The 21,423-nt window shown below is 72.5% G+C and carries 15 protein-coding genes and 1 pseudogene; 13 read left to right on the top strand and 3 right to left on the bottom strand.

Translation table 11 applies throughout. From position 1 onward, the window contains the following. Positions 1-105 precede the first annotated feature (105 nt). The 5 genes and pseudogenes from LIU39_RS32635 to LIU39_RS32610 all read left to right on the top strand — a co-directional run. Positions 106-1,164: a type II secretion system F family protein gene (locus LIU39_RS32635; RefSeq protein WP_264483506.1), complete on the top strand. Its 1,059-nt coding sequence runs from the start codon at positions 106-108 to the stop codon at positions 1,162-1,164. Then, positions 1,161-1,994 carry a type II secretion system F family protein gene (locus tag LIU39_RS32630; RefSeq protein WP_227050569.1) on the top strand — a complete coding sequence of 278 codons (834 nt, stop codon included), beginning with the start codon at positions 1,161-1,163 and terminating at the stop codon, positions 1,992-1,994. Before LIU39_RS32635 ends, LIU39_RS32630 begins: the two co-directional genes overlap by 4 nt. A gap of 138 nt (positions 1,995-2,132) precedes the next feature. Beyond that, a complete protein-coding gene (locus tag LIU39_RS32625; RefSeq protein ID WP_372464129.1) occupies positions 2,133-2,324 on the top strand; it encodes a DUF4244 domain-containing protein in 192 nt (63 codons plus the stop codon). A 520-nt stretch (positions 2,325-2,844) separates the two neighbouring features. Beyond that, positions 2,845-3,141: a TadE family type IV pilus minor pilin gene (locus LIU39_RS32615; RefSeq protein WP_372464130.1), complete on the top strand. Its 297-nt coding sequence runs from the start codon at positions 2,845-2,847 to the stop codon at positions 3,139-3,141. A 7-nt stretch (positions 3,142-3,148) separates the two neighbouring features. Continuing rightward, positions 3,149-3,484: pseudogene (locus LIU39_RS32610) on the top strand (Rv3654c family TadE-like protein); the annotation flags it as partial. A gap of 143 nt (positions 3,485-3,627) precedes the next feature. Here LIU39_RS32610 and sftH read toward each other — a convergent pair. Next, positions 3,628-6,114, bottom strand: coding sequence for a DEAD/DEAH box helicase (gene sftH / locus LIU39_RS32605; RefSeq protein ID WP_227050566.1), 2,487 nt, complete (start codon positions 6,112-6,114; stop codon positions 3,628-3,630). 81 nt (positions 6,115-6,195) lie between these two features. Between sftH and bldG the strand changes: the two genes are divergently transcribed. The 6 genes from bldG to LIU39_RS32575 all read left to right on the top strand — a co-directional run bounded on the left by bldG (position 6,196) and on the right by LIU39_RS32575 (position 13,343). Beyond that, the gene (bldG, locus tag LIU39_RS32600) at positions 6,196-6,537 is read left to right on the top strand and encodes an anti-sigma factor antagonist BldG (RefSeq protein WP_004571875.1); all 342 of its coding nucleotides are present in this window, start codon (positions 6,196-6,198) and stop codon (positions 6,535-6,537) included. A 107-nt stretch (positions 6,538-6,644) separates the two neighbouring features. After that, on the top strand, positions 6,645-7,079 hold the full coding sequence (locus LIU39_RS32595) for an ATP-binding protein (RefSeq protein ID WP_227050565.1): 435 nt from the start codon (positions 6,645-6,647) through the stop codon (positions 7,077-7,079). Positions 7,080-7,772: 693 nt separating this feature from the next. Continuing rightward, positions 7,773-10,169 (top strand): sodium-translocating pyrophosphatase, encoded by a 2,397-nt coding sequence (locus LIU39_RS32590; RefSeq protein WP_227050564.1) that lies wholly within the window; start codon positions 7,773-7,775, stop codon positions 10,167-10,169. A 204-nt stretch (positions 10,170-10,373) separates the two neighbouring features. Beyond that, entirely contained in the window at positions 10,374-10,958 is a 585-nt protein-coding gene (locus LIU39_RS32585; RefSeq protein WP_227050563.1) for a small secreted protein, read from the top strand. Between the two features lie 196 nt (positions 10,959-11,154). Next, on the top strand, positions 11,155-12,693 hold the full coding sequence (locus LIU39_RS32580; protein WP_227050562.1) for a DUF7059 domain-containing protein: 1,539 nt from the start codon (positions 11,155-11,157) through the stop codon (positions 12,691-12,693). A 245-nt stretch (positions 12,694-12,938) separates the two neighbouring features. After that, entirely contained in the window at positions 12,939-13,343 is a 405-nt protein-coding gene (locus LIU39_RS32575; protein ID WP_227050561.1) for a hypothetical protein, read from the top strand. A 29-nt stretch (positions 13,344-13,372) separates the two neighbouring features. On the opposite strand, the gene LIU39_RS32570 is transcribed toward LIU39_RS32575, so the two are convergent. Together LIU39_RS32570 and LIU39_RS32565 are read right to left on the bottom strand one after the other, a co-directional pair. After that, positions 13,373-13,801, bottom strand: a complete 429-nt coding sequence (locus LIU39_RS32570; RefSeq protein ID WP_227050571.1) for a DUF2752 domain-containing protein — start codon at positions 13,799-13,801, stop codon at positions 13,373-13,375. 14 nt (positions 13,802-13,815) lie between these two features. Beyond that, positions 13,816-14,508 (bottom strand): hypothetical protein, encoded by a 693-nt coding sequence (locus LIU39_RS32565; protein WP_227050560.1) that lies wholly within the window; start codon positions 14,506-14,508, stop codon positions 13,816-13,818. Positions 14,509-14,905: 397 nt separating this feature from the next. On the opposite strand from LIU39_RS32565, the gene topA reads away from it, so the two are divergent. Then, complete coding sequence (topA, locus tag LIU39_RS32560; protein ID WP_227050559.1) at positions 14,906-17,755, top strand: type I DNA topoisomerase; 2,850 nt, start codon at positions 14,906-14,908, stop codon at positions 17,753-17,755. A gap of 143 nt (positions 17,756-17,898) precedes the next feature. After that, complete coding sequence (gene tmk, locus LIU39_RS32555; RefSeq protein WP_227050558.1) at positions 17,899-21,306, top strand: dTMP kinase; 3,408 nt, start codon at positions 17,899-17,901, stop codon at positions 21,304-21,306. Positions 21,307-21,423 lie beyond the last annotated feature (117 nt).

Below are 21,423 nucleotides of genomic sequence, written 5' to 3'. Positions count from 1 at the left end.
CCCCCGCTCCGGCCTACCCGCCGGAGGGCGGATGAGGGCGTCGGCGGTAGGGGCGCCCGAGGTGGGCGTATGGCGTGTGGCGATGAGGGTGACGGGGTGACGCAGATGTGGTCGGTGTGGGGGCCGGAGGGTGGATCCGTGGCCACGGGGGTGGCGGTGTTCTGTGCGGGGGCCGCGGGCTGGCTGGCGGGCGGCGGACGGGACGACTCGGGGCGACGGGCCCGGGAGATGTTCGCGGGAGGCGCGGACCCGGTGGCAGCCGCGGTGGCGGCTCGGCGCGTGGCGTGGTGGCGGGGCGGGTTGGGGGCCGGGCTTCGGGGGCGCTTCGCAGGTGTCGTCACCGTCGTGGAGGGCGCCGACGGAGCCTCGGGGCGGCGATGGCGGATCGGCCCGCGGCTGTCCGTCGGGCGTGAGGTGTGGTGCCTGCCGGCGGGGCTGGTGATCGGCGTGCTAGGGGGCTCGGTGCTGCCGGTGCTCGCCTCCATGGCAGCGGTGTTCGTGGTCCGCAGATGGCTTCGTGCCCGCGGCGCGGAGCGGGCGCGTGACCGGCGGGCGGCGGAGGTGATCGGGCTGTGTGCGGCGGCCGCAGGCGAGCTGCGAGCCGGGCGTCAGCCGGCCCAGGCACTGCTGGCGGCAGGGGCGTCCGGGCTGGGCGAAGCGGGGTCGGCCGTCATGGCGGCCGCGCGGTACGGCGGGGACGTGCCCCGGGCTCTGCGGGCGGCAGCGCGCCTGCCGGGAGCCGGCGGGCTGGGCGGGGTGGCGGCGTGCTGGCAGGTCGCGGTGGAGGGCGGGGCCGGGCTGGCCTCGGGCCTGGAACGGATCGCGGCCGGCCTTCGCGCCCAGCGCGACCAACGGGAGGAAGTGCGGGCGCAGTTGGCGGGCCCGCGTGCCACGGCGCTGATGCTCTCGCTGCTGCCCGTATGCGGGTTCCTGATGGGCAGCGCCCTCGGTGCGGACCCGCTCCGGGTGCTGCTGCACACCCCGGTCGGCTGGGTGTGCCTGGTGAGCGGTGGGCTCCTGGAGTGGGCCGGGGTGGCCTGGACGTCCCGGATCGTCGCCGATGCCCTGCCGCCGGTCTCCGCGGGCCGGGCGGAGCCGGAACGGAAGGGGCGCCGCGCGGATGAGACGTGGACGTGGAGCGGCGGGGAGGTGAGCAGGGCATGAGTCCGGAAGTTGTCCACAGGCTGGGGATGGCGGGTGTGGCCGTAGTGGTGGTGAGCGCGGTGTGGTGCGCGCGTTCACCGCTCCTGGAGACGCACAGGCGGAGGCGGGTACGCAGGAGGGCGGCGGCGGTGCTGGGCCGAAGCCCCGCGGTCCGGGGCATCGGTACGGGGAGAGGGCGGAGCGGCGCGGAGAGCGGGCGGCGGCGCGGCGGTCTTCGGCTGAGCGGCAGGGTGAAGGAGTGGCTGGGGCCGTTGGGGGTGGCGGGATTCGTGGCCATTCTCGTCGGCGGAACGGCCGGTGTCGTGGCAGGGCCGGTGGCGGCGTACGGCGCGTATCTCTGGCGCCGTAGGCAACGCGCCACGGAGACGGAGCGGCGGGCACAGGCCGCGGTGCGTGAGGAGTTGGCGCCGGCAGGCGATCTCCTGGCGGCCTGTCTCGCGGCGGGCGCCGGGCCGCGCGAGTCGGCCGAGGCGGTGGGGCGGTCGCTGGGCGGGATCGTCGGCGAACGGTTGCGCCAGGTCGCGGCGGAACTGCGACTGGGTGGTGAACCGGCCAATGTCTGGCCGAGATTGGCGGCGCTTCCGGGGGCCGCGGAACTGGCGCGATGCATGGAGCGGGCCGGGATATCCGGGGTGCCGGCGGTGGACGCGGTGTCCCGTATCGCCGCCGAACTGCGCGCGGAGTGGGGCCGAGCCGCGGCGGGCCGGGCACGGCGGGCGGGGGTTCTGGTGACGCTGCCGCTGGCCGCGTGCTTCCTGCCGGCGTTCCTGACGCTCGGGGTGGCGCCCGTGCTGTTCGGCCTGGCGAGCGGGCTGCTGGGCCACGAATGACGTGCCCTGTTGTGGCTGCGGCGGGGTGGGGACCGGTGTCCGGTCCCGGCGCCGTGGCCCGTGCCGGGCGTATCCGGCCTCGGTCAACGATCGGACCTGGTCGGCAACTCGACTGTTCATGAAGCGAATTCAAGGGGGATGGCGATGTTTCGACGGTGGCGTGAGGCGGCGCGTGGTGCGCGGGACCGGGGGATGACCACGGCGGAGTACGCGGTGGGCACGCTCGCCGCGTGTGCGTTCGCCGCGGTGCTCTACAAGGCCGTGACCAGCGCGACGGTCCAGGCGGCGCTCCGGTCGGTGATCGAGAGGGCGGTCGATGTGCAGTTCTGACGGCCGTCCGGACGCCGGACGGCGAGCGGGGAAAAGGCGGCGCGGGCGTGCGTGCGCGAGGACGAAGAGGGCCAAGGGAGCGGTAGGGAGCGGGTCATGCAGGTACTTACGGGGCAGGGGCTTACGGGTCGTCGAGCAGCGCCGGGACTTCGGCACCTTGGGGGCCCATGGGCCTCGTGGTGCCGGAGTTGGTACCGGTGCCGGTGTCGATACCAGGGCGGGGAACGGCGGATGCGTCTGTGCCGGTGCACGTGGGGGCGCTGGTGGACGTGCGGACGCGTGCCGGGGCAGGCGTACGGATACGGGGACCGGGTGCGGAGCCGGGGCGGTGGCCGACTCGGGGAGTGGTGCGGCGCGTGAGGCGGAGGAGGGGCGCGGTCCCGCCGCGCGTCCCCGGACGTCCTGCGGCTCCTTCCGGTCAGGCACGCCCGGTGACCCCGGCGGAACCGGCCGGGGAGAACGGTGCCGGCGGCGTGCCGGACGTGATGCGGGGTTCGTGACGGCCGAGGCCGCCCTGGTGATGCCGGTGCTGATGCTGGTCGCGATGGTGCTCATCTGGGGGCTGATGGCGGCCTGTGCCCGTATCGAGTGCGTGGACGCGGCGCGGGCCGGTGCACGGGCCGCGGCGCGATCCGAGCCGCGGTCGGCGGCGCTGCGGGCGGCGCGCGGGGCGGCGCCAACGGGCGCGCGGGTGGCGCTCGCGCGCGACGGGGACCTGGTGCGCGTGCGCGTCGAGTCGGATTTGCCGGGGATCGGCCAACTGACGCTGCACGTCGGCGGAGAGGCGGTGGCACTTGCCGAAGAGACGGTGCGGTGACGAGGCCGTGGGACAGCGGCGTGGTGGCGACGGTGCGGTCGGGAGGAGGCGGCGCTGCGGCGGGCGTACGCGGCGGAAGCGCCGGTGTGGCGACGCAGGGTCGGCAACGGTGTGGACGGTCTTTGCCGCCGCGGCCCTGTGCGTGGTCTTCGCTGCCTTGATCGCCGTGGGGCAGATCGTCGTGGCACGCCACCGGGCGGGCGGCGCGGCGGACCTGGCGGCGCTGGCCGCGGCCGACCGTGCCGACCGGGGGCCACGAGTGGCGTGCGCGGCTGCGCGACGGGTCGCCGTCGCCCAGCACACCCGCTTGGTGCGGTGCGCGCTGCACGCCGCGGTCGCCGACGTATCGGCCGAGGCGGGCGGCCGGCCGTTCACCGCCCGGGTACGGTCCCGGGCCGGGCCGCCGGCCGCCGCCTCGGCCGGCGGGGAGACGCAGCCCACGAGGCGGGCCGACGGGCCACGGGAAGCCGAGGCCGACCGCGTTGCTCAGGCGTTCTCGGGTGCCCCGCGGAGGAGTTCGGTGAGCAGGCGGATGGCGCCGCGTTTGTGGAGCGGATCGTTGCCGTTGCCGCACTTCGGGGACTGGATGCAGGACGGGCAGCCGGCTTCGCACTCACAGGAGGCGATGGCGTGGCGGGTGGCGGTGAGCCATTCCGCGGCGGTGTGGAAGGCGCGTTCGGCGAAGCCCGCGCCCCCGGGATGGCCGTCGTACACGAAGACCGTGGGGAGCAGGGTGTCCGGATGCAGAGGGATGGACACGCCGCCGATGTCCCAGCGGTCGCAGGTGGCGAAGAGCGGCAGCAGGCCGATCGAGGCGTGTTCGGCGGCGTGCAGGGCACCGCCGAGCTGTTCGGGGTTGACGCGTGCGGCGTCGAGCTGATCCTCGGTGACCGTCCACCACACCGCCCTGGTGCGCAACGTGCGGGGCGGGAGGTCCAGTTTGGTCTCTCCCAGGACCTCGCCGGAGATCAGTTTCCGGCGGAGGAAGGACACGACCTGGTTGGTCACTTCGACCGAGCCGAAGCACAACCGCGCGTCTCCCCAAGGGACTTCGGTCTCGGTTTCGAGGAGGGAGATGGCGGTGGTGTCGCGGGCCGTCGTGGAATAGGGCGGGTTGGCCTCGGAGACGAGGGCGACGTCGTCCGCCAGGTCGAACCGTTCGACGACATACGTACGCCCCTGATGGAGGTGGACCGCGCCCTCGTGGACGGTGGTGTGCGCGGCGGCCGCGTCCACCGTGCCCAACAGGCGCCCGGTGCCGGTCTCGACGATCTGCACCGGCGAGCCGCCCTGGCCCCGGATGTCGGTGAGGTCGCAGGCGCGCTCGCGGCGGGTCCAGTGCCACGCGGTGGCGCGCCGGCGCAGCAGGTTCGCGGCCTCCAGCTGGGGCAGCAGACCGGCGGTCGTCGGCCCGAAGAGCGGGAAGTCCGCTTCGGTGAGCGGAAGTTCGGAGGCGGCGGCGCACAGGTGCGGGGCCAGGACGTACGGGTTGTCGGGATCCAGGACGGTCGATTCGACGGGCTGGTCGAAGAGGGCTTCGGGGTGGTGGACGAGATACGTGTCCAGAGGATCGTCGCGGGCCACGAGGATCGCGAGCGCGCCCTGCCCCGAGCGGCCCGCCCGGCCTGCCTGTTGCCAGAGCGAGGCGCGGGTGCCCGGATAGCCGGCGATGACGACGGCATCCAGGCCGGAGACGTCCACGCCGAGTTCCAGCGCGGTGGTGGCGGCGAGTCCGAGCAGGTCACCGCTGTGCAGCGCGCGTTCCAGGGCGCGCCGCTCCTCCGGCAGGTAGCCGCCCCGGTAGGCGGCGACCCGGGACGGCAGCGAACGGTCCACCTCCGCGAGCCGTTCCTGAGCGATCAGCGCGATCAGTTCGGCGCCGCGCCGGGAACGGACGAAGGCGACGGTCCGTACGCCCTGGACCGCGAGGTCGGTCAGGAGGTCGGCGGTCTCCGCGGTGGCGGTGCGGCGGACCGGTGCGCCCTGTTCGCCGTGCAGGTCCGTCAGCGGCGGTTCCCACAGGGCGAAGACGACCTCGCCGCGCGGCGAGGAGTCCTCCGTGATCTCCACCACGGGCAGGCCGGTCAGCCGGCCTGCTGCCGCGGCCGGTTCGGCGGCGGTGGCGGAGGCGAGGAGGAAGACCGGCTCGGAGCCGTAGCGGGCGCAGATGCGGCGCAGCCGGCGGATGACCTGGGCCACGTGGGAGCCGAAGACCCCGCGGTAGGAGTGGCATTCATCGATCACGACGTAGCGCAGCGCGCGCAGGAAGGAGGCCCAGCGGGGGTGGGACGGGAGGATGCCGCGGTGCAGCATGTCCGGGTTGGTCAGGACGTAGTTGGCGTACTGGCGTACCCATTCGCGTTCCTCGACGGGGGTGTCGCCGTCGTAGACCGCGGGCCTGAACGCCGTGCCGAGCGGGGCTGCCAGCTCGCGTACGGCCCGGCGCTGGTCGGCGGCCAGCGCCTTCGTGGGCGCCAGATACAGCGCCGTGGCCCCCCGCCCGCCCGTTCGCAGCCCGCCACGGTCCCGGGGGAGTTGCCCCGTCGGCGCCGGCTCGGAGCCGTCCAGGAGGGTGGACAGGACCGGAGCCAGGTAGGCCAGGGACTTGCCGGATGCGGTCCCGGTGGCGACGACGACCGAATCGCCGCGCAGCGCGTGTTCGGACGTCTTGGCCTGGTGGGACCATGGGCGCTCGATTCCGGCGGCACGGATCGCGGCGATCACTTCCGGCCTGATCTGTTCCGGCCAGTCGGCATGGCTGCCGATGCGCGGGGGCAGGTGCTCCGTATGAGTGATGCGTGCAGCGCGGGTCGCGCCCCTGGCGAGACGGTCGAGAATGATGCCGGGGGAGGGGTTTGCGCCCGCATCCGTCGGGAGTCGATTGGAGGCCATCGGCACCGAGTCTGTCACCGGTGTGACGGACAATGCTGAAAGGGCGTCGTGCACGCCTGCTGGTAAGTGATTGAATGCCATCGCGGCTGCCGATCCGTCCCCTACCTTCGGTGGGGAGGCCCCAGGGGGGCGACCGCTCGATAGCAAGGTGCTGGAGGATCCGTGGACCTGTCCCTGTCGACCCGGACCGTTGGCGACCGTACGGTCGTCGAGGTCGGTGGCGAGATTGATGTATACACCGCGCCCAAGCTGCGGGAGCAGCTGGTCGAGCTTGTGAACGACGGCAGCTACCACCTCGTGGTGGACATGGAGCGTGTCGACTTCCTGGACTCCACCGGGCTCGGCGTGCTGGTGGGTGGGCTCAAGCGTGTGCGTGCCCACGAAGGCTCGCTGCGCCTGGTCTGCAACCAGGAGCGCATTCTCAAGATCTTCCGTATCACCGGACTGACCAAGGTGTTCCCGATTCACACCTCGGTCGACGAAGCCGTCGCAGCAACCGACTGACGGCTTCGCGGTGCCCCGCACTCCGGTGCGGGGAGGGAGTTGTGGGGGGATCCGGACGTAGCGGTCCGGCCCCCTGCGTTGCACGTCCGCATACCGAGGGGGATGGCATGGCCACCGTCGAACTTCGCTTCAGCGCCCTTCCCGAACACGTTCGGACCGCGCGCCTGGTAGCGGCTGCCGTGGCGAGGCGTGCCGGGGTGGACGAGGCCGTGCTGGACGAGGTGCGGCTCGCCGTCGGTGAGGCGTGCAGCCGGGCCGTCGGCCTGCACGTGAGCCATGGCATCGAGGCGCCGGTGCATGTCGCGCTGATCGAGGACGAGAAGAAGTTCGCGATCGAGGTGGGCGACGAGGTGCCCGGCGGCCCCGGAAGCCCGGTGGTCGGCTCCGACGGCGTGCCGGAGAGCGGCGACGCCGAGGGCGAGGACGAGATGGGCCTCGCGGTGATCAGCGGACTCGTCGACGATGTCGAGGTCAGCTCGGGAGAGAACGGCGGCCTCATCCGCATGAGCTGGCCCACGGCGGCGGCTCCCGCCGTGCCTTAGAGCGCGCCGGCGGCCGGGCCGCATCCCGGTTGTTCGTCGGGTCCGGCGTGCCGAATACGGCCTTTCGCGGCCCGTTCCGTGGGCGACCCCGGATGCGCGGCGGTCTCCGAGGTTCCTCCAGGCCCGTGACGTGTGGGCGGGGCGGACAAGTGACGGCCGCGGCGGCCCCGTCCGCACCAATCGTGATCAAGCCATTCGTGTAAGCCTGCGCGCGGTGATCCGGAGGCTGGGCCGAGGCCCGTGGCCCGCCGGTCTCTCGCGTGGGCCTTCGCCGTTCCAGCGTTCGGGCGCGGCTGCGCGTGGCCCGTCGGGGCGCCTTCCTGTGTTCCGATCAGGACTCGATCTGACGGGTGGTCACAGGGCGGGCGATGTCTGCGCGGTACTCGTTCGGCGGTTGCGCGGGGAGCGCGGGTGCCTTCGTTCGTGGTCGTCGCGGTATGCCGTGCGGGGTGCGTGAGCAGCGGCGTTCAGTAGGACACTGAGATCATCGGTCAGAGGTCAGCGAATTCGTTGCATTCCTTCGTCCGAGCTAATTCTTCGGCCGTCGGCCTTTTGATCTTCCTGGCCGTGGGCGAATTCCGTTTCAGGCGCACTGTTTTGATGCCGTGCGGCTCCCTACAATCCGTCCACATCTTGCTCAGGTCGCCTGAGCGTGCTTCCGCGCGCCCATGTGCCAAACGTCAAGGAGGACGAATGGCGGGGCCTTACACCCCTCAGTTGCTGGACACCCCCTCTCTTCTCGCCGGGCCGTCACTGACGACAGGTAACCGCAGCATCGTGCTGGTGATCGCCGTCGTCGCACTGGCGGCACTGGCTGTCGCGGCGGTCCTGGTGCGTCAGGTGCTCGCGGCCGGTGAGGGAACCGACAGTATGAAGAAGATCGCGGGTGCGGTGCAGGAAGGCGCAAATGCCTACCTTGCACGGCAGTTGCGCACCCTGGGCGTATTCGCCGTCGTGGTGTTCTTCCTGCTCATGCTGCTGCCTGCGGACAATTGGACGCAGCGCGCGGGCCGCAGTGGGTTTTTCTTGATCGGCGCCGGATTCTCCGCGGCCACCGGCTATATCGGCATGTGGCTCGCCGTACGCAGCAATGTGCGGGTGGCTGCTGCCGCCCGGGAAGCGACTCCGGACGAAGGTGATACCAGGGAAAGGGATCTGACGGCCGTCTCGCACAAGGCCATGAAGATCGCCTTCCGTACCGGCGGCGTCGTCGGCATGTTCACCGTGGGGCTCGGCCTGCTCGGCGCGTCCTGCGTGGTGCTCGTGTACGCGGTCGATGCGCCCAAGGTGCTGGAGGGCTTCGGTCTGGGTGCCGCGCTGATCGCGATGTTCATGAGGGTCGGCGGCGGCATCTTCACCAAGGCCGCCGACGTGGGCGCCGACCTCGTCGGCAAGGTCGAGCAGGGCATCCCCGAGGACGACCCGCGCAACGCGGCGACCATCGCGGACAACGTGGGCGACAACGTCGGCGACTGCGCCGGTATGGCGGCCGACCTGTTCGAGTCGTACGCGGTGACGCTGGTCGCCGCGCTCATCCTCGGCACGGCGGCCTTCGGCAACGCCGGGCTGGCGTTCCCGCTGCTGGTCCCGGCGATCGGTGTGCTCACCGCGATGATCGGGATCTTCGTCGTGGCGCCCCGCCGCTCCGACCGCAGCGGGATGACGGCCATCAACCGCGGCTTCTTCGTCTCCGCCGGAATCTCGCTGGTCCTGGTGGCCGTAGCGGTGTTCACCTATCTGCCGTCCACGTACCGGGGTCTGGCCGGCGTCACCGACACCGCGATCCTTGCCCGGGACGGCGATCCGCGGGTCCTCGCGCTGGTGGCGGTCGCCATCGGCATCGTGCTCGCCGCGCTGATCCAGCAGCTGACCGGCTACTTCACGGAGACCAGCCGGCGGCCGGTGCAGGACATCGGCAAGACCTCGCTCACCGGCCCCGCCACCGTCGTCCTCTCCGGGATCTCCATCGGCCTGGAGTCGGCGGTCTATTCGGCGGTGCTGATCGCGCTGGCCGTCTACGGGGCATTCCTGCTGGGCGGCGCGTCCATCATGCTGGCGCTGTTCGCGGTGGCGCTGGCCGGTACCGGACTGCTCACCACGGTCGGGGTGATCGTGGCGATGGACACATTCGGTCCGGTCTCCGACAACGCGCAGGGCATCGCGGAGATGTCCGGCGACGTCACCGGCGACGGCGCGCAGGTGCTCACCGACCTGGACGCGGTCGGCAACACCACCAAGGCCATCACCAAGGGCATCGCCATCGCGACGGCGGTGCTGGCGGCGGCCGCGCTCTTCGGCTCGTACCGGGACGCGATTGCCAACGCGGTACGGGACGTCGGCAAGGCCGCGAGCGGGATGGGGCTGAGCCTGGACATCTCGCAGCCCAACAACCTGGTGGGGCTGATCCTGGGTGCTGCGGTGGTCTTCCTGTTCTCGGGTCTCGCCATCAGCGCGGTGTCCCGGTCGGCCGGTTCGGTGGTCTTCGAGGTGCGCAGGCAGTTCCGCGAGCACCCCGGGATCATGGACTACACCGAGCAGCCCGAGTACGGGCGGGTCGTCGACATCTGCACCAAGGACGCGCTGCGCGAGCTGGCGACCCCGGGGCTGCTTGCGGTGCTCACCCCGATCGCGGTCGGTTTCGCGCTCGGCGTCGGCGCGCTCGGCTCGTTCCTGGCGGGCGCGATCGGCGCGGGCACCCTGATGGCGGTGTTCCTGTCGAACTCCGGTGGCGCCTGGGACAACGCCAAGAAGCTCGTCGAGGACGGGAACTTCGGCGGCAAGGGCAGCGAGGCGCATGCCGCGACGGTCATCGGCGACACCGTGGGCGACCCGTTCAAGGACACCGCGGGCCCCGCGATCAACCCGCTGCTGAAGGTCATGAACCTGGTGGCACTGCTGATCGCTCCGGCCGTCGTGAAGTTCAGCTACGGCGCAGACAAGAACACCGGGGTGCGGATCGGCGTCGCGGCGCTCGCCCTCGTGGTCATCGTCGGTGCGGTGTACGTCTCCAAGAGGCGCGGAATCGCCGTGGGTGACGAAAGCAACTCCGAGAAGGCTGCCAAGCCGGCCGAGACGGTTGCCGCTTCCTAGCGGAAAGGCTGCTTGACGGCTCAACAGACGGGTGGCCGGTGCGTCGGGGATGCGCCGGCCACCCGTCGTCGTGCGGGGCCGGGTGGCCCTGCGGCCCTTGGTGCAAATGGCTGCAATGCAGGACATGGGGGATGGCCGACTCGCGGGGCAGGCCCTTTGGCCGTGTATGTTCCGGGGCCGAGAGCCATGGAAGGGGCCGATCCGGTGAACAAGAAGCTTGTGGCCGCACTGTCCGGCGGTGCGGCACTGATGCTCGCGCTGACCGGGTGCAGCGACGACAGCAGCAAGAAACTCGACGACTGGGCGAAGAAGTTCTGCGACCCCGCGCAGGCACAGTTCAAGAAGATCCAGGACGCCAACGCTGCGATGCAGACGGCCGACGACGGCAGCACGGACTCCAAGAAGGTCCAGCAGACCGACTCCGCGGCCTTCCAGAAGATCTCCGACGCCTACGCGGCGCTGGCCAAGTCCCTCAACAGCGCGGGCGCCCCGCCGAGCGACGGAGGCGAAGCGGCCCAGAAGAACGCCGTCAAGGAACTCAACGAGCTCTCCAAGGGCTACGCGAGCCTGAAGAAGGACGTCGACGCGCTCAACACCAGCGACAAACTGAAGTTCGCCGACGGCCTGCGGAATCTCTCCAACGGCATCAACAAGCTCAACAAGCAGAGCGAGGCGGCCTTCAAGAAGCTGGAGTCCGGCGACGTGGGCAAGGCCATGGCCGGCCAGAAGGGCTGCCAGAACCAGAACGCGTCCTCCTCCCCGTCCGCGGCGCCTTCCAAGAAGGCGTAGGGCGGAACCGGGTGCTCCCTGGCGCCGCCGCGTCACGGGAGCCCCCGGTACTCCGCCGCCGCGCGGGCCACGGCATCGGCCGGCGCGCGGCAGGAACGCGCCTCCCGGGGACCGGTGTACGGCCCGGCGACGCGCCCGAGAGGGGTGCGGCGCCGGGCCGTCGTCGATTGTCAGTGGTTGGGCTGACAATGGAACGGTGAGTACGCACCTCCCCACCGCAGATGCCCAGGATCCCGAGAGCAGCGCCCGCACCGACCGGCTGCGGGAAGCGCTGCTCGCCGCGGCCTTCACCGCCGACGGCCTGCTGGAGCTGCTCGGCGCGCCCGCCTACGCCGCGCTGGCGCGCAGCGAGACCGTGCCCGCGCTGCGCGCCACCCGGGGTGACGGGCCGCTGGAAACCCTGGTGCGGCTCTTCCTGTTGCAGCGTCCGGTGCCGCAGGCGCGCGCACGGGCCGTGCTGCCGGTGGACGACTGCCTGACCGACGGCTGGCTCGTCCAGGACGGCGACGAGGTGCGCGCGAGCGTCGACGTCCGCCCGTACAGCGGTCCCGAAGGGCAGGACTGGTGGATCGTCTCGGACCTGGGCTGCGCGGTCGGCGGCGCGGGCGGCATCCAGGGCGGCGGCGGTGTGGACCGCTCGCAGCTGGTGCTCGGCGTCGGCGGTGCGTCCACGACGCTCGCCGGGATCACCACCCGCACCCCGGTCGGCAAGGCGCTCGACCTGGGTACCGGCTCCGGCATCCAGGCGCTGCACGCCGCCCAGCACGCGACCCAGGTCACGGCCACGGACCTCAACCCCCGGGCGCTGCGGATCGCCGCGCTGACGCTGGCGCTCTCCGGGGCGCGGCCCGCGGAGCTGCGCGAGGGGTCGCTGTTCGAGCCGGTCGGTGAGGGGACGTACGACCTGATCGTGTCCAACCCGCCGTTCGTGATCTCTCCCGGCGCCCGGCTCACGTACCGGGACGGCGGGATGGGCGGCGACGACCTGTGCCGCACCCTGGTCCAGCAGGCCGCGGCGCATCTGAACGACGGGGGCTACTGCCAGCTGCTGGCCAATTGGCAGCATGTGGAGGGCGAGGAGTGGCAGGACCGGCTGCGCTCGTGGGTGCCGCGCGGCTGCGACGCCTGGATCGTGCAGCGTGAGGTGCAGGACGTCACGCAGTACGCCGAGCTGTGGCTGCGGGACGGCGGCGACCACCGGGCGGGTCCGGAGGCGTACGCCGCGCGGTACGACGCCTGGCTGGACGAGTTCGCGGCGCGCAGGACCCGGGCCGTCGGCTTTGGCTGGATCACGCTGCGCAAGTCCGGTGCGGACGACCCGTCCGTCACGGTCGAGGAGTGGCCGCATCCGGTGGAGCAGCCGCTCGGCGAGACCGTCGTGCGGCATTTCGAGCGGCAGGACTATCTGCGCAGGACGGACGACGCGGCGCTGCTGGCCGGGCATTTCCGGCTCGCGGGCGAGGTGGTGCAGGAGCAGGTGGGGCTGCCGGGCGCGGAGGATCCGGAGCACGTGGTGCTGCGTCAGAACCGCGGGATGCGCCGGGCCACGAAGGTGGACACGGTCGGCGCCGGGTTCGCCGGGGTGTGCGACGGCTCGCTGCCCGCCGGTCGGATTCTGGACGCCATCGCCCAACTCGTCGGCGAGGACCCGGTCCTGCTGCGTGACCGTACGCCGGACGCGATCCGGATGCTGGTCGAGCAGGGCTTCCTGGAGCCGGTGGCCGCGGGGGCCTGACGCCGGGAAGGATCCGGGTGTATCCGGGGCGGGGCTCTGGGTGCCGGCGGGACGGTTGGCGGGAATGCGGCACCGGGTCAACGGGCAGTGACAGGCGGGGTGTTCACATCCGGCCAGATGTCGGGGAGCGGGCTGTTCGGACCGGCGAAAGGGAACCGGGGCGGCAAAAGCACCGTTTTCCTCGGTGAGGCCGGTCACCCGTGCCGGTCGGTTCCGTCAGCCCAGCCTGCCAGTGAGGAACAGTCATGAACCGAGCACTCCGTATGACCGCCGTCGGCGTGATCGCCGTTTCGCTCATCGCCGGTGGTTCGGCCGCCGCGTTCGCCGCGCCCGCCCAGCTGCACTCGCCCACCCCCGTGGTGGCGACCGCTCCGGCGACGGCGTCGCTCACCGCCAAGGCCAGCGTGGCGTCGGTCCATGCCTGGGAAGAGTTCCGCATAGCCGGTGCGGCGCACGGCATCAAGGCCGGCTCCAAGGTCACCGTCCAGCAGAAGCAGGGCACCAAGTGGGTCTCGCTGCCCGCCCAGGTGCCGGTCAGCTCCACCGGCAGCTACTCGGTGCGGGTCAAGCTCGGCATCAAGGGCGTGAACCAGCTCAGGACCGCGGTGAACAGCACCGTCTCGCCGGTGGTCAAGGTCACCGTGAGCTGAACGGGACGCAGGCCCGCCGCCGTGCCTGCTCAGCCGACGAGGTTGCGGCCGACCGTCCACACCAGGGCGACGCCCAGCACCACGGCGCCGCTCCGGGGTGTGAGCCGTAGCCGGTAGCGGCGGCCGCGCAGCCCGGCGAGCAGCCAGCGCCCGAGGGCGTACGCGGCGGTGGGCAGCCCGAGGGCGAGCAGCACGGCGTTGTCGTGGAACGCCGCCACGACATCGCCGTGCAGCAGGTCGTACGCGAGGCGGGTGCCGCCGCAGAGCGGACAGAGCAGGCCGGTCAGCCACCGGAAGGGGCAGCCGGGCAGCAGATGTCCTGGCTCGTGCGGGTTGGTGTGCCAGAGGTAGCCGGCGCCCGCCGCGCCGGCGCCGAGTGCGAGGCAGGCCAGGCGGACGGTGCGCGCCCGGACGGCGGGGGCGTCGGGCGGCGCGGGCTCGGGGCCGTGGCCGGTCATCGGGCCGGTGGCGGTCACACGCTCAGGGAACGGGCGTGATTGACCTGGTTGAGCACGAACATGACCTGCTCGCGGGACTGCACCGGAACCATCGTGGAGTGGTGCCGCCCGCCGCTGTTCACCGTGACCTGCACGAAGCCGGTGGTGACGCGTTCCTTCATGAGGAGGAAGAGGAGGCCGAGCAGGCAGAAGAGGAAGAAGACGATGGCCAGCACCACCGCGTGCGCGGGGATCTTCTCCTCGGTGCGGGACATGTCGGTGGCCGTCCAGATGGCGCCCTTGAGAGGCATCGGGCCCGACGGGGTCATGATCGTGTCGCCGGTCACCGCGATATCGCCGATCGACATCGTCATGCCGCCGCCCATCTGGGGCTGCGCGACCGGGAAGGCGCCGCCGGGCTGCGGCGGCGTGCCCGGCGGGAAGGCCGGTGCGGCCGGGGGCACGGTCGGCTGCTGGGGTGCGCCGGGGTAGCCGTAGCCGGGCTGTTGCGGGGGCTGCGCCGGGGCCTGCGGATATCCGTAACCGGGCTGTTGCGGCGGGGTCTGCGGGTAGCCGTAGCCGGGTTCTCCGGGGCGGCCGCCCTGCGGGGAGCCGTATCCGGCGTCGGCGGGCCGGCCCGGTGCGTCGGCCGGGCCGCCGGGCTGCGGGGTGGCGTACGGATTCTGGCCGGGTTCGTCCTGGGGCGGGCCGGGATACTGGTTCGCCATGAGTGTTCTGACCCCCGAGTGTGCGTGAGACGGCAGTGACCGGCCCGAGCGGCGAGCCGTGCCGGGCCCATCCTGCCAGCGCCCGCCGCCGAGTATCACGGCGAGACGGGTTCCGCAGCCCGCTTGTGACGTGGGGGAGGGGAACGCGGCGCCCGGAGGCGGGCGGGGAGGGGAGTGCCCGGTGATCGTCGCAGCCCCGGGGCGGGCGCCGAGAGCGGTCCGGGCGGCATGAAGGCATGTAGTCGGGTTACCGTTCGAGTGGCGTTGCGGGGTTTTTCCGTTTGACACGGGGGCGGGAGGTACCGTCACACTCCGCAGCGTCAAGCGACACCGCAGTGTCCGCCTCCAGCGCTTTCGCCTGGGGGATCCCCAGGCGTCGACCGGAGAGACGAGCAAGTTGTCCCCGACCAGCGAGACCGCAGAGGGCGGCGGCCGCCGACTCGTCATCGTCGAGTCGCCTGCCAAGGCGAAGACGATCAAGGGCTATCTCGGCCCCGGCTATGTGGTCGAGGCCAGTGTCGGGCACATCCGCGACCTTCCCAACGGCGCGGCAGAGGTCCCGGCGAAGTACAAGGGCGAGCCGTGGGCCCGCCTCGGCGTGAACGTCGACGCCGACTTCCAGCCCATCTATGTCGTGAACAGCGACAAGAAGGACCAGGTAAAGAAGCTCAAGGAGCTGCTGGCCGAGTCCGACGAACTCTTCCTCGCCACCGATGAGGACCGCGAGGGCGAGGCCATCGCCTGGCACCTCCAGGAGATCCTCAAGCCCAAGGTCCCGGTCCACCGGATGGTCTTCCACGAGATCACCAAGGACGCCATCCGGGACGCCGTGGCCCATCCGCGCGAGCTGAACAAGAAGCTCGTCGACGCGCAGGAGACCCGCCGGATCCTCGACCGCCTCTACGGCTACGAGGTCTCGCCGGTCCTGTGGAAGAAGGTCATGCCCCGGCTGTCGGCCGGCCGTGTGCAGTCCGTCGCCACCCGGCTCGTCGTCGAGCGGGAGCGCGAGCGGATCGCCTTCCGCTCCGCCGAGTACTGGGATCTGACCGGCACCTTCGGCACCGGCCGGGCCGGCGATGCTTCCGACCCGTCCACCCTCACCGCCCGTCTGACCAGCGTCGACGGCCGCCGGGTCGCCCAGGGCCGGGACTTCGGCTCGGACGGCCGGCTCAAGAGCGACGCCGTGCTGCACCTCGACGAGGCGAACGCGCGGGCGCTGGCGGCGGGCCTGGAGAACACCGACTTCGCGGTCCGCTCGGTCGAGTCCAAGCCGTACCGCCGCTCCCCGTACGCGCCGTTCCGGACGACCACCCTCCAGCAGGAGGCCAGCCGCAAGCTCGGCTTCGGTGCCAAGTCGACGATGCAGGTGGCGCAGAAGCTGTACGAAAACGGCTTCATCACTTACATGCGTACGGACTCCACCACGCTGTCGGACACCGCGATCTCCGCGGCCCGCGCGCAGGTGACGCAGCTGTACGGCGCCAACTACCTGCCGGAGAAGCCGCGCAGCTACGCAGGCAAGGTCAAGAACGCACAGGAGGCGCACGAAGCGATCCGTCCCTCGGGCGACCGCTTCCGCACCCCGGCCGAAACGGGCCTGACCGGCGACCAGTTCAGGCTCTACGAGCTGATCTGGAAGCGGACCGTCGCTTCTCAGATGAAGGACGCGACGGGTAACTCCGTCACGGTCAAGATCGGTGGCCGGGCCGCCGACGGCCGGGACGCCGAGTTCAGCGCGTCCGGCAAGACCATCACCTTCCACGGCTTCATGAAGGCGTACGTCGAAGGCGCAGACGATCCGAACGCCGAGCTGGACGACCGCGAGCGGCGGCTGCCGCAGGTCGCCGAGGGCGACGCGCTGTCGGCCCGGGAGATCACCGCGGACGGGCACGCCACCAAGCCGCCGGCCCGCTACACCGAGGCCACGCTGGTCAAGGAGCTGGAAGAGCGCGAGATCGGCCGCCCTTCGACGTACGCGTCGATCATCGGCACGATCCTCGACCGCGGCTACGTCTTCAAGAAGGGCACCGCGCTCGTCCCGTCGTTCCTCTCCTTCGCGGTGGTCAACCTCCTGGAGAAGCACTTCGGCCGGCTCGTCGACTACGACTTCACCGCCAGGATGGAGGGCGACCTCGACCGCATCGCCCGGGGCGAGGCGCAGTCCGTGCCGTGGCTGCGGCGCTTCTACTTCGGTGAGGGCGCCGACGACAGCACGGTCGGTGCCGCCTCCGACGCGGGCAACGGCGACGGCGACCACCTCGGCGGGCTGAAGGAGCTGGTCACGGACCTGGGCGCGATCGACGCCCGGGAGATCTCGTCCTTCCCGGTCGGCGACGACATCAAGCTGCGGGTCGGCCGCTACGGCCCGTACGTCGAGCGCGGGGAGAAGGACGCCGAGGGCCATCAGCGCGCCGACGTCCCCGACGACCTGGCGCCCGACGAGCTGACCGTGGAGCTGGCCGAGGAGCTGCTGGCCAAGCCCAGCGGCGACTTCGAGCTGGGCAAGGACCCGGTCAGCGGCAATGAGATCGTCGCCAAGGACGGCCGCTACGGCCCGTACGTCACCGAGATCCTGCCCGAGGGCACCCCGAAGACCGGCAAGAACGCGGTCAAGCCGCGGACGGCCTCGCTCTTCAAGTCGATGTCCCTGGACACGGTGACCCTCCAGGACGCGCTCAAGCTGATGTCGCTGCCGCGGGTCGTCGGCGCGGACGCCGAGGGCGTGGAGATCACCGCGCAGAACGGCCGCTACGGCCCGTACCTCAAGAAGGGCACCGACTCGCGCTCCCTGGAGAGCGAGGAGCAGCTCTTCTCGATCACCCTCGACGAGGCGCTGGCGATCTACGCCCAGCCCAAGCAGCGCGGCCGGGCCGCCGCCAAGCCGCCGCTCAAGGAGCTGGGCACCGACCCGGTCAGCGAGAAGCCGGTGGTGGTCAAGGACGGCAGGTTCGGCGCGTACGTCACGGACGGCGAGACCAACGCGACGCTGCGCCGGGACGACGACGTCGAGACGATCACGCCGGAGCGCGGCTACGAGCTGCTGGCGGAGAAGCGGGCCAAGGGGCCGGCGAAGAAGACCGCCAAGAAGGCCCCGGCGAAGAAGGCCCCGGCCAAGAAGACGGCCGCGAAGAAGACCGCGGCGAAGAAGACCACCGCCGCGAAGAAGACGACGGCCAAGAAGACGACCGCCAAGAAGGCCCCGGCGAAGAAGGCCGCGGCGGCGAAGACGGCGTCGAGCGAGGACTGAGCCGCGGGCGGCGGGGCGGCCGGTGCCGCGCCGCCGCCGTGCGGGAGGGGACAAGGGCGGGCAAGGCGGACGGAGTTCTGCCGGGCCCGCCCCTTTGTTCGGGCGGGGCCCGCTCCGGTGCGCCCTGCCGATAGGCTGGCGGGATGACGCGTGCCGAGCAGCCAACGGTCGTGACCCCCACTTCAGGCGCCCTTGCCGCGGATTCCCGCGAGCGCGCCGTGCGAGCCCTGCTCCGCTTCCCCCCGCTGAAGCGGTTGTGGAGCGCCCAGTTCGTCGGGGGCATCGGCGATGCCCTGTCCATGCTTGTCCTGGTAGTGCTGGCCCTTCAGGCGGCGCTGTACGTACCCCTGGGAGGGGAGGCCGCCTTCGGCGGTGGCTATCGGGGCGCTGCCCTGGCGGTCACCGTCGTCTTCGCCGCCAGGATGCTGGCGACCCTGCTCTTCGGGGCGGTCCTGCTGGGGCCGCTGTCGGCGCTGACCGCGCCTTCCGGGCCGCTCGACCGGCGCTGGACGATGATCGGCGCGGACATCATCCGGGTCGCGCTGCTGGTCGTCGCGCCCCTGTGGATCGACTGGACCCGGGGTGACGCGCTCGCCTGGCTGCTGGTCACGGTCTTCGTGGTCGGCGTCGCCGAGCGCTTCTGGACCGTCGCGCGGGAGGGCGCGGCGCCCGGCCTGCTGCCCGCACCGCCGCCGGAGGGCGCCGCCGTCAGGCCGCTCCCCGACAACATGGACGCGCTGCGCAGGCTGTCGCTGCGGACGAGTTTCGTCGCGCTGCCGATCGCGGCCGCCGCCCTGGTGGTCGTCACGCTCATCGGGAAGCTGCTGGGCACGGGCATCGAGTGGTTCCACGTGCACCAGGTGGCCCTGGGCTCCTATGTGGCGGCCGGACTGTTCGCCGCTTCCGTATCGATCCTCTACTTCATCGAGCTGCCCGGTGGGCAGACGCCGCGTCCGCGCTCTCCTCTGGAGGGCCTGCGCCGTCCCAAGACCGGCAACGGCATCGACAAGGGGCGCACCGGCGCGATCCCGCTGCTGGTGCTCGCCTGCGCCGCGGTCGCCGCCGCGGTCGCCGCGGCCGTCTCGCTGGCCGTGCTGCACGGCTACGACCTGGTCGGCGGGCCGGTCATCTTCGCGCTCCTGGTGCTGGTGCTGACCGGCGGCCCGGTGGCCGGTATCCGCGGCGCCCGCAAGGTGCTGCCGGCGTTGTCCCGGCGCCGGCTGCTGGCCCTGGCGGTGGCCGTGACCGGCCTCGCGCTGCTGGCCATGGGTCTTGTGCCGGACCCGACCACGGTGCTGCTGCTGGCCCTGATCGCCGGTGTCAGCGCCGGGATCGCCGCCAACACCGGCCATGTCCTGCTGGAGCAGGAGGCCGAAGAGTCCCGTGCCGCCCGTACGACCGCGCATCTGCACGCCGTCGTACGGACCGCCGTGGCGCTGGCCGTCATCGTCGCGCCGCTGCTGGCCGCGGTGATCGGGCCGCACCGCGTCGGGGACGGCGCCTTCGTCTTCGACCACGGCGGCGCCGCGTTCACGCTGATGCTGGTCGGCGCGCTGCTGCTGCCGGTCGCCGCCTGGGTGCTCGGCAAGGTCGACGACCGGCACGGCGTACCGCTGCGGCGCGACCTGCGCGAGGCGCTGCGCGGCGGCGAGCCGGACCAGGCCCCGGCCGACACCGGATTCTTCATCGCCCTGGAGGGCGGCGACGGGGCCGGCAAGTCCACCCAGGTCGAGGCGCTCGCCGAGTGGATCCGCGGCAAGGGCCACGAGGTCGTGGTGACCCGCGAGCCGGGCGCCACCGCCATCGGCAAGCGGCTGCGTTCGATCATCCTGGACGTCTCGACGTCCGGGCTCTCGGACCGCGCGGAGGCGCTGATGTTCGCCGCGGACCGCGCCGAGCACGTCGACAGCGTCATCCGGCCCGCCCTGGAGCGCGGCGCGATCGTCATCACCGACCGGTACATCGACTCCTCGGTCGCCTACCAGGGCGCCGGGCGCAACCTCGCGCCCACCGAGATCGCCCGGATCTCCCGCTGGGCCACCGACGGGCTCGTGCCGCACCTGACCGTGCTGCTCGACGTCTCGCCGGAGGCCGCCCGCGAACGCTTCACCGAGGCGCCGGACCGGATGGAGTCCGAGCCCGCCGAGTTCCACGAGCGGGTGCGGGCCGGTTTCCTGACGCTGGCCGCCGCCGACCCGGCGCGCTACCTGGTCGTCGACGCGGGCCAGGACCCGGAGGCCGTCACCACGGTCGTAAGGCACCGTCTCGACCAGGTGCTGCCGCTGTCGGACGCCGAGGTCAAGGCGCAGGAGGAGGCCCGTAAGGCCGCCGAGGAAGAGGCCAGGCGCAAGGCGGAGGAAGAGGCCGCGCGCAAGGCCGAGGAGGAGCGCCTGGAGCGTGAGCGCCAGGAACAGCTCGCCAAGCTGCGCGCCGAGGAAGAGGAGCGCAAGCGCCGCGAGCTGGAGGAGGCCAAGGCCCGCGAGGCCGCCCGCCAGGCCGAGGAGGCGCGGCAGCGCGCGGAGGAGGCCCGCCAGGCGGCGGAGGCGGAGCGCAAGCGACGCGAGGCCGAGGAGCGGGCGCGCGCCGAGGAGCAGGAGCGGCTGCGCAAGCGGGCCGAGGAAGAGGCGCGGCTGCGCGCGGAGGCGGAGGAGCGCCGCCTGGAGAAGCAGCGCAAGGCCGAGGAAGCCCTGCTCCGTGCCGAACAGGCCCGGGTCGCGGCGGCCGAGGAGGCTGCCGCGGCGGAGGCGAAGGCGGCCGCAGAGGCCACCACGGCCGCCGATGCGCCGACCACGGAGACGCCGGTCGCCGATCTGCGCAGGCGGACGGCCGAGGACGGCGGTAACGGGGAGAACGGCAACGGCGGCGCGGGCACGACGGGTTCCGGTGGCGCTCCGGGGGCTCCGGGCGGCGGCTCGGGATCGTCCGGAGGGCGCGGGTCCGGTTCCTCGTCCGGTTCGGGCTCCGGCTCCGGATCGTCGTCGGCCTCCGGTGCCGCTGCGGACAGCGAGCGGACGGCTTCGCTGCCGCGGCCGGGGACGGACGCCTCCGGGACGGCCGACGAGACCACGGTGCTGCCGCGTGCCGCCCTCGGTTCGGACTCCGAGGAGACCAGCGTCCTGCCGCGTGCCGCCCTCGGTTCGGACTCCGAGGAGACCAGCGTCCTGCCCTCGGTGTCGGCCGGCGGCCAGGAGGGCGCGCGGGACGAGCGCGGCTCCCGGGGCGGTGACCCGGCGGACCGGGTGCCGTCGTGGATGTTCCGCGCGGACGAGCCGGCCACGTCCGGCGGTGGCCGCGGCGCGGCGGGACGGCGGCCGTCCGCGCCCGCCGAGTCCGGCGCCGAGCGCACCCGCGAACTCCCGCAGATCGACCCCGAGACGGGTCACCCGGTGGAAGCGCCGCAGCAGCGTCCCCGTCGCCGCCCGGAGTGGGCGGAGGAGACGCCGCTCGACGATCTGCCGACGCTCGCCGACGAACTCCTCGGGCCGCGCTCCGAGGAGAAGCCGGGCAACGGGACGGCGAACGACGAGGGCCGCCGGGGACAGCGGGGCTGAGGGGCGGGGCTTGTGCCGGTCCGGCCGGACCGGCCGGTCGCCCTCGGCCCGCAAGGGCGCGCCGCGCGCGCCGTCCACCCCGTCCGCTCCGTCCGCTTGGGAAACGGCCGTGGGGGG

It is taken from the genome of Streptomyces pinistramenti (genome assembly GCF_020564935.1).
Lineage (GTDB): Bacteria > Actinomycetota > Actinomycetes > Streptomycetales > Streptomycetaceae > Streptomyces > Streptomyces pinistramenti.
Note: the sequence above shows the minus strand (reverse complement) of the source record. Positions and strands in the feature narration are given on the sequence as shown.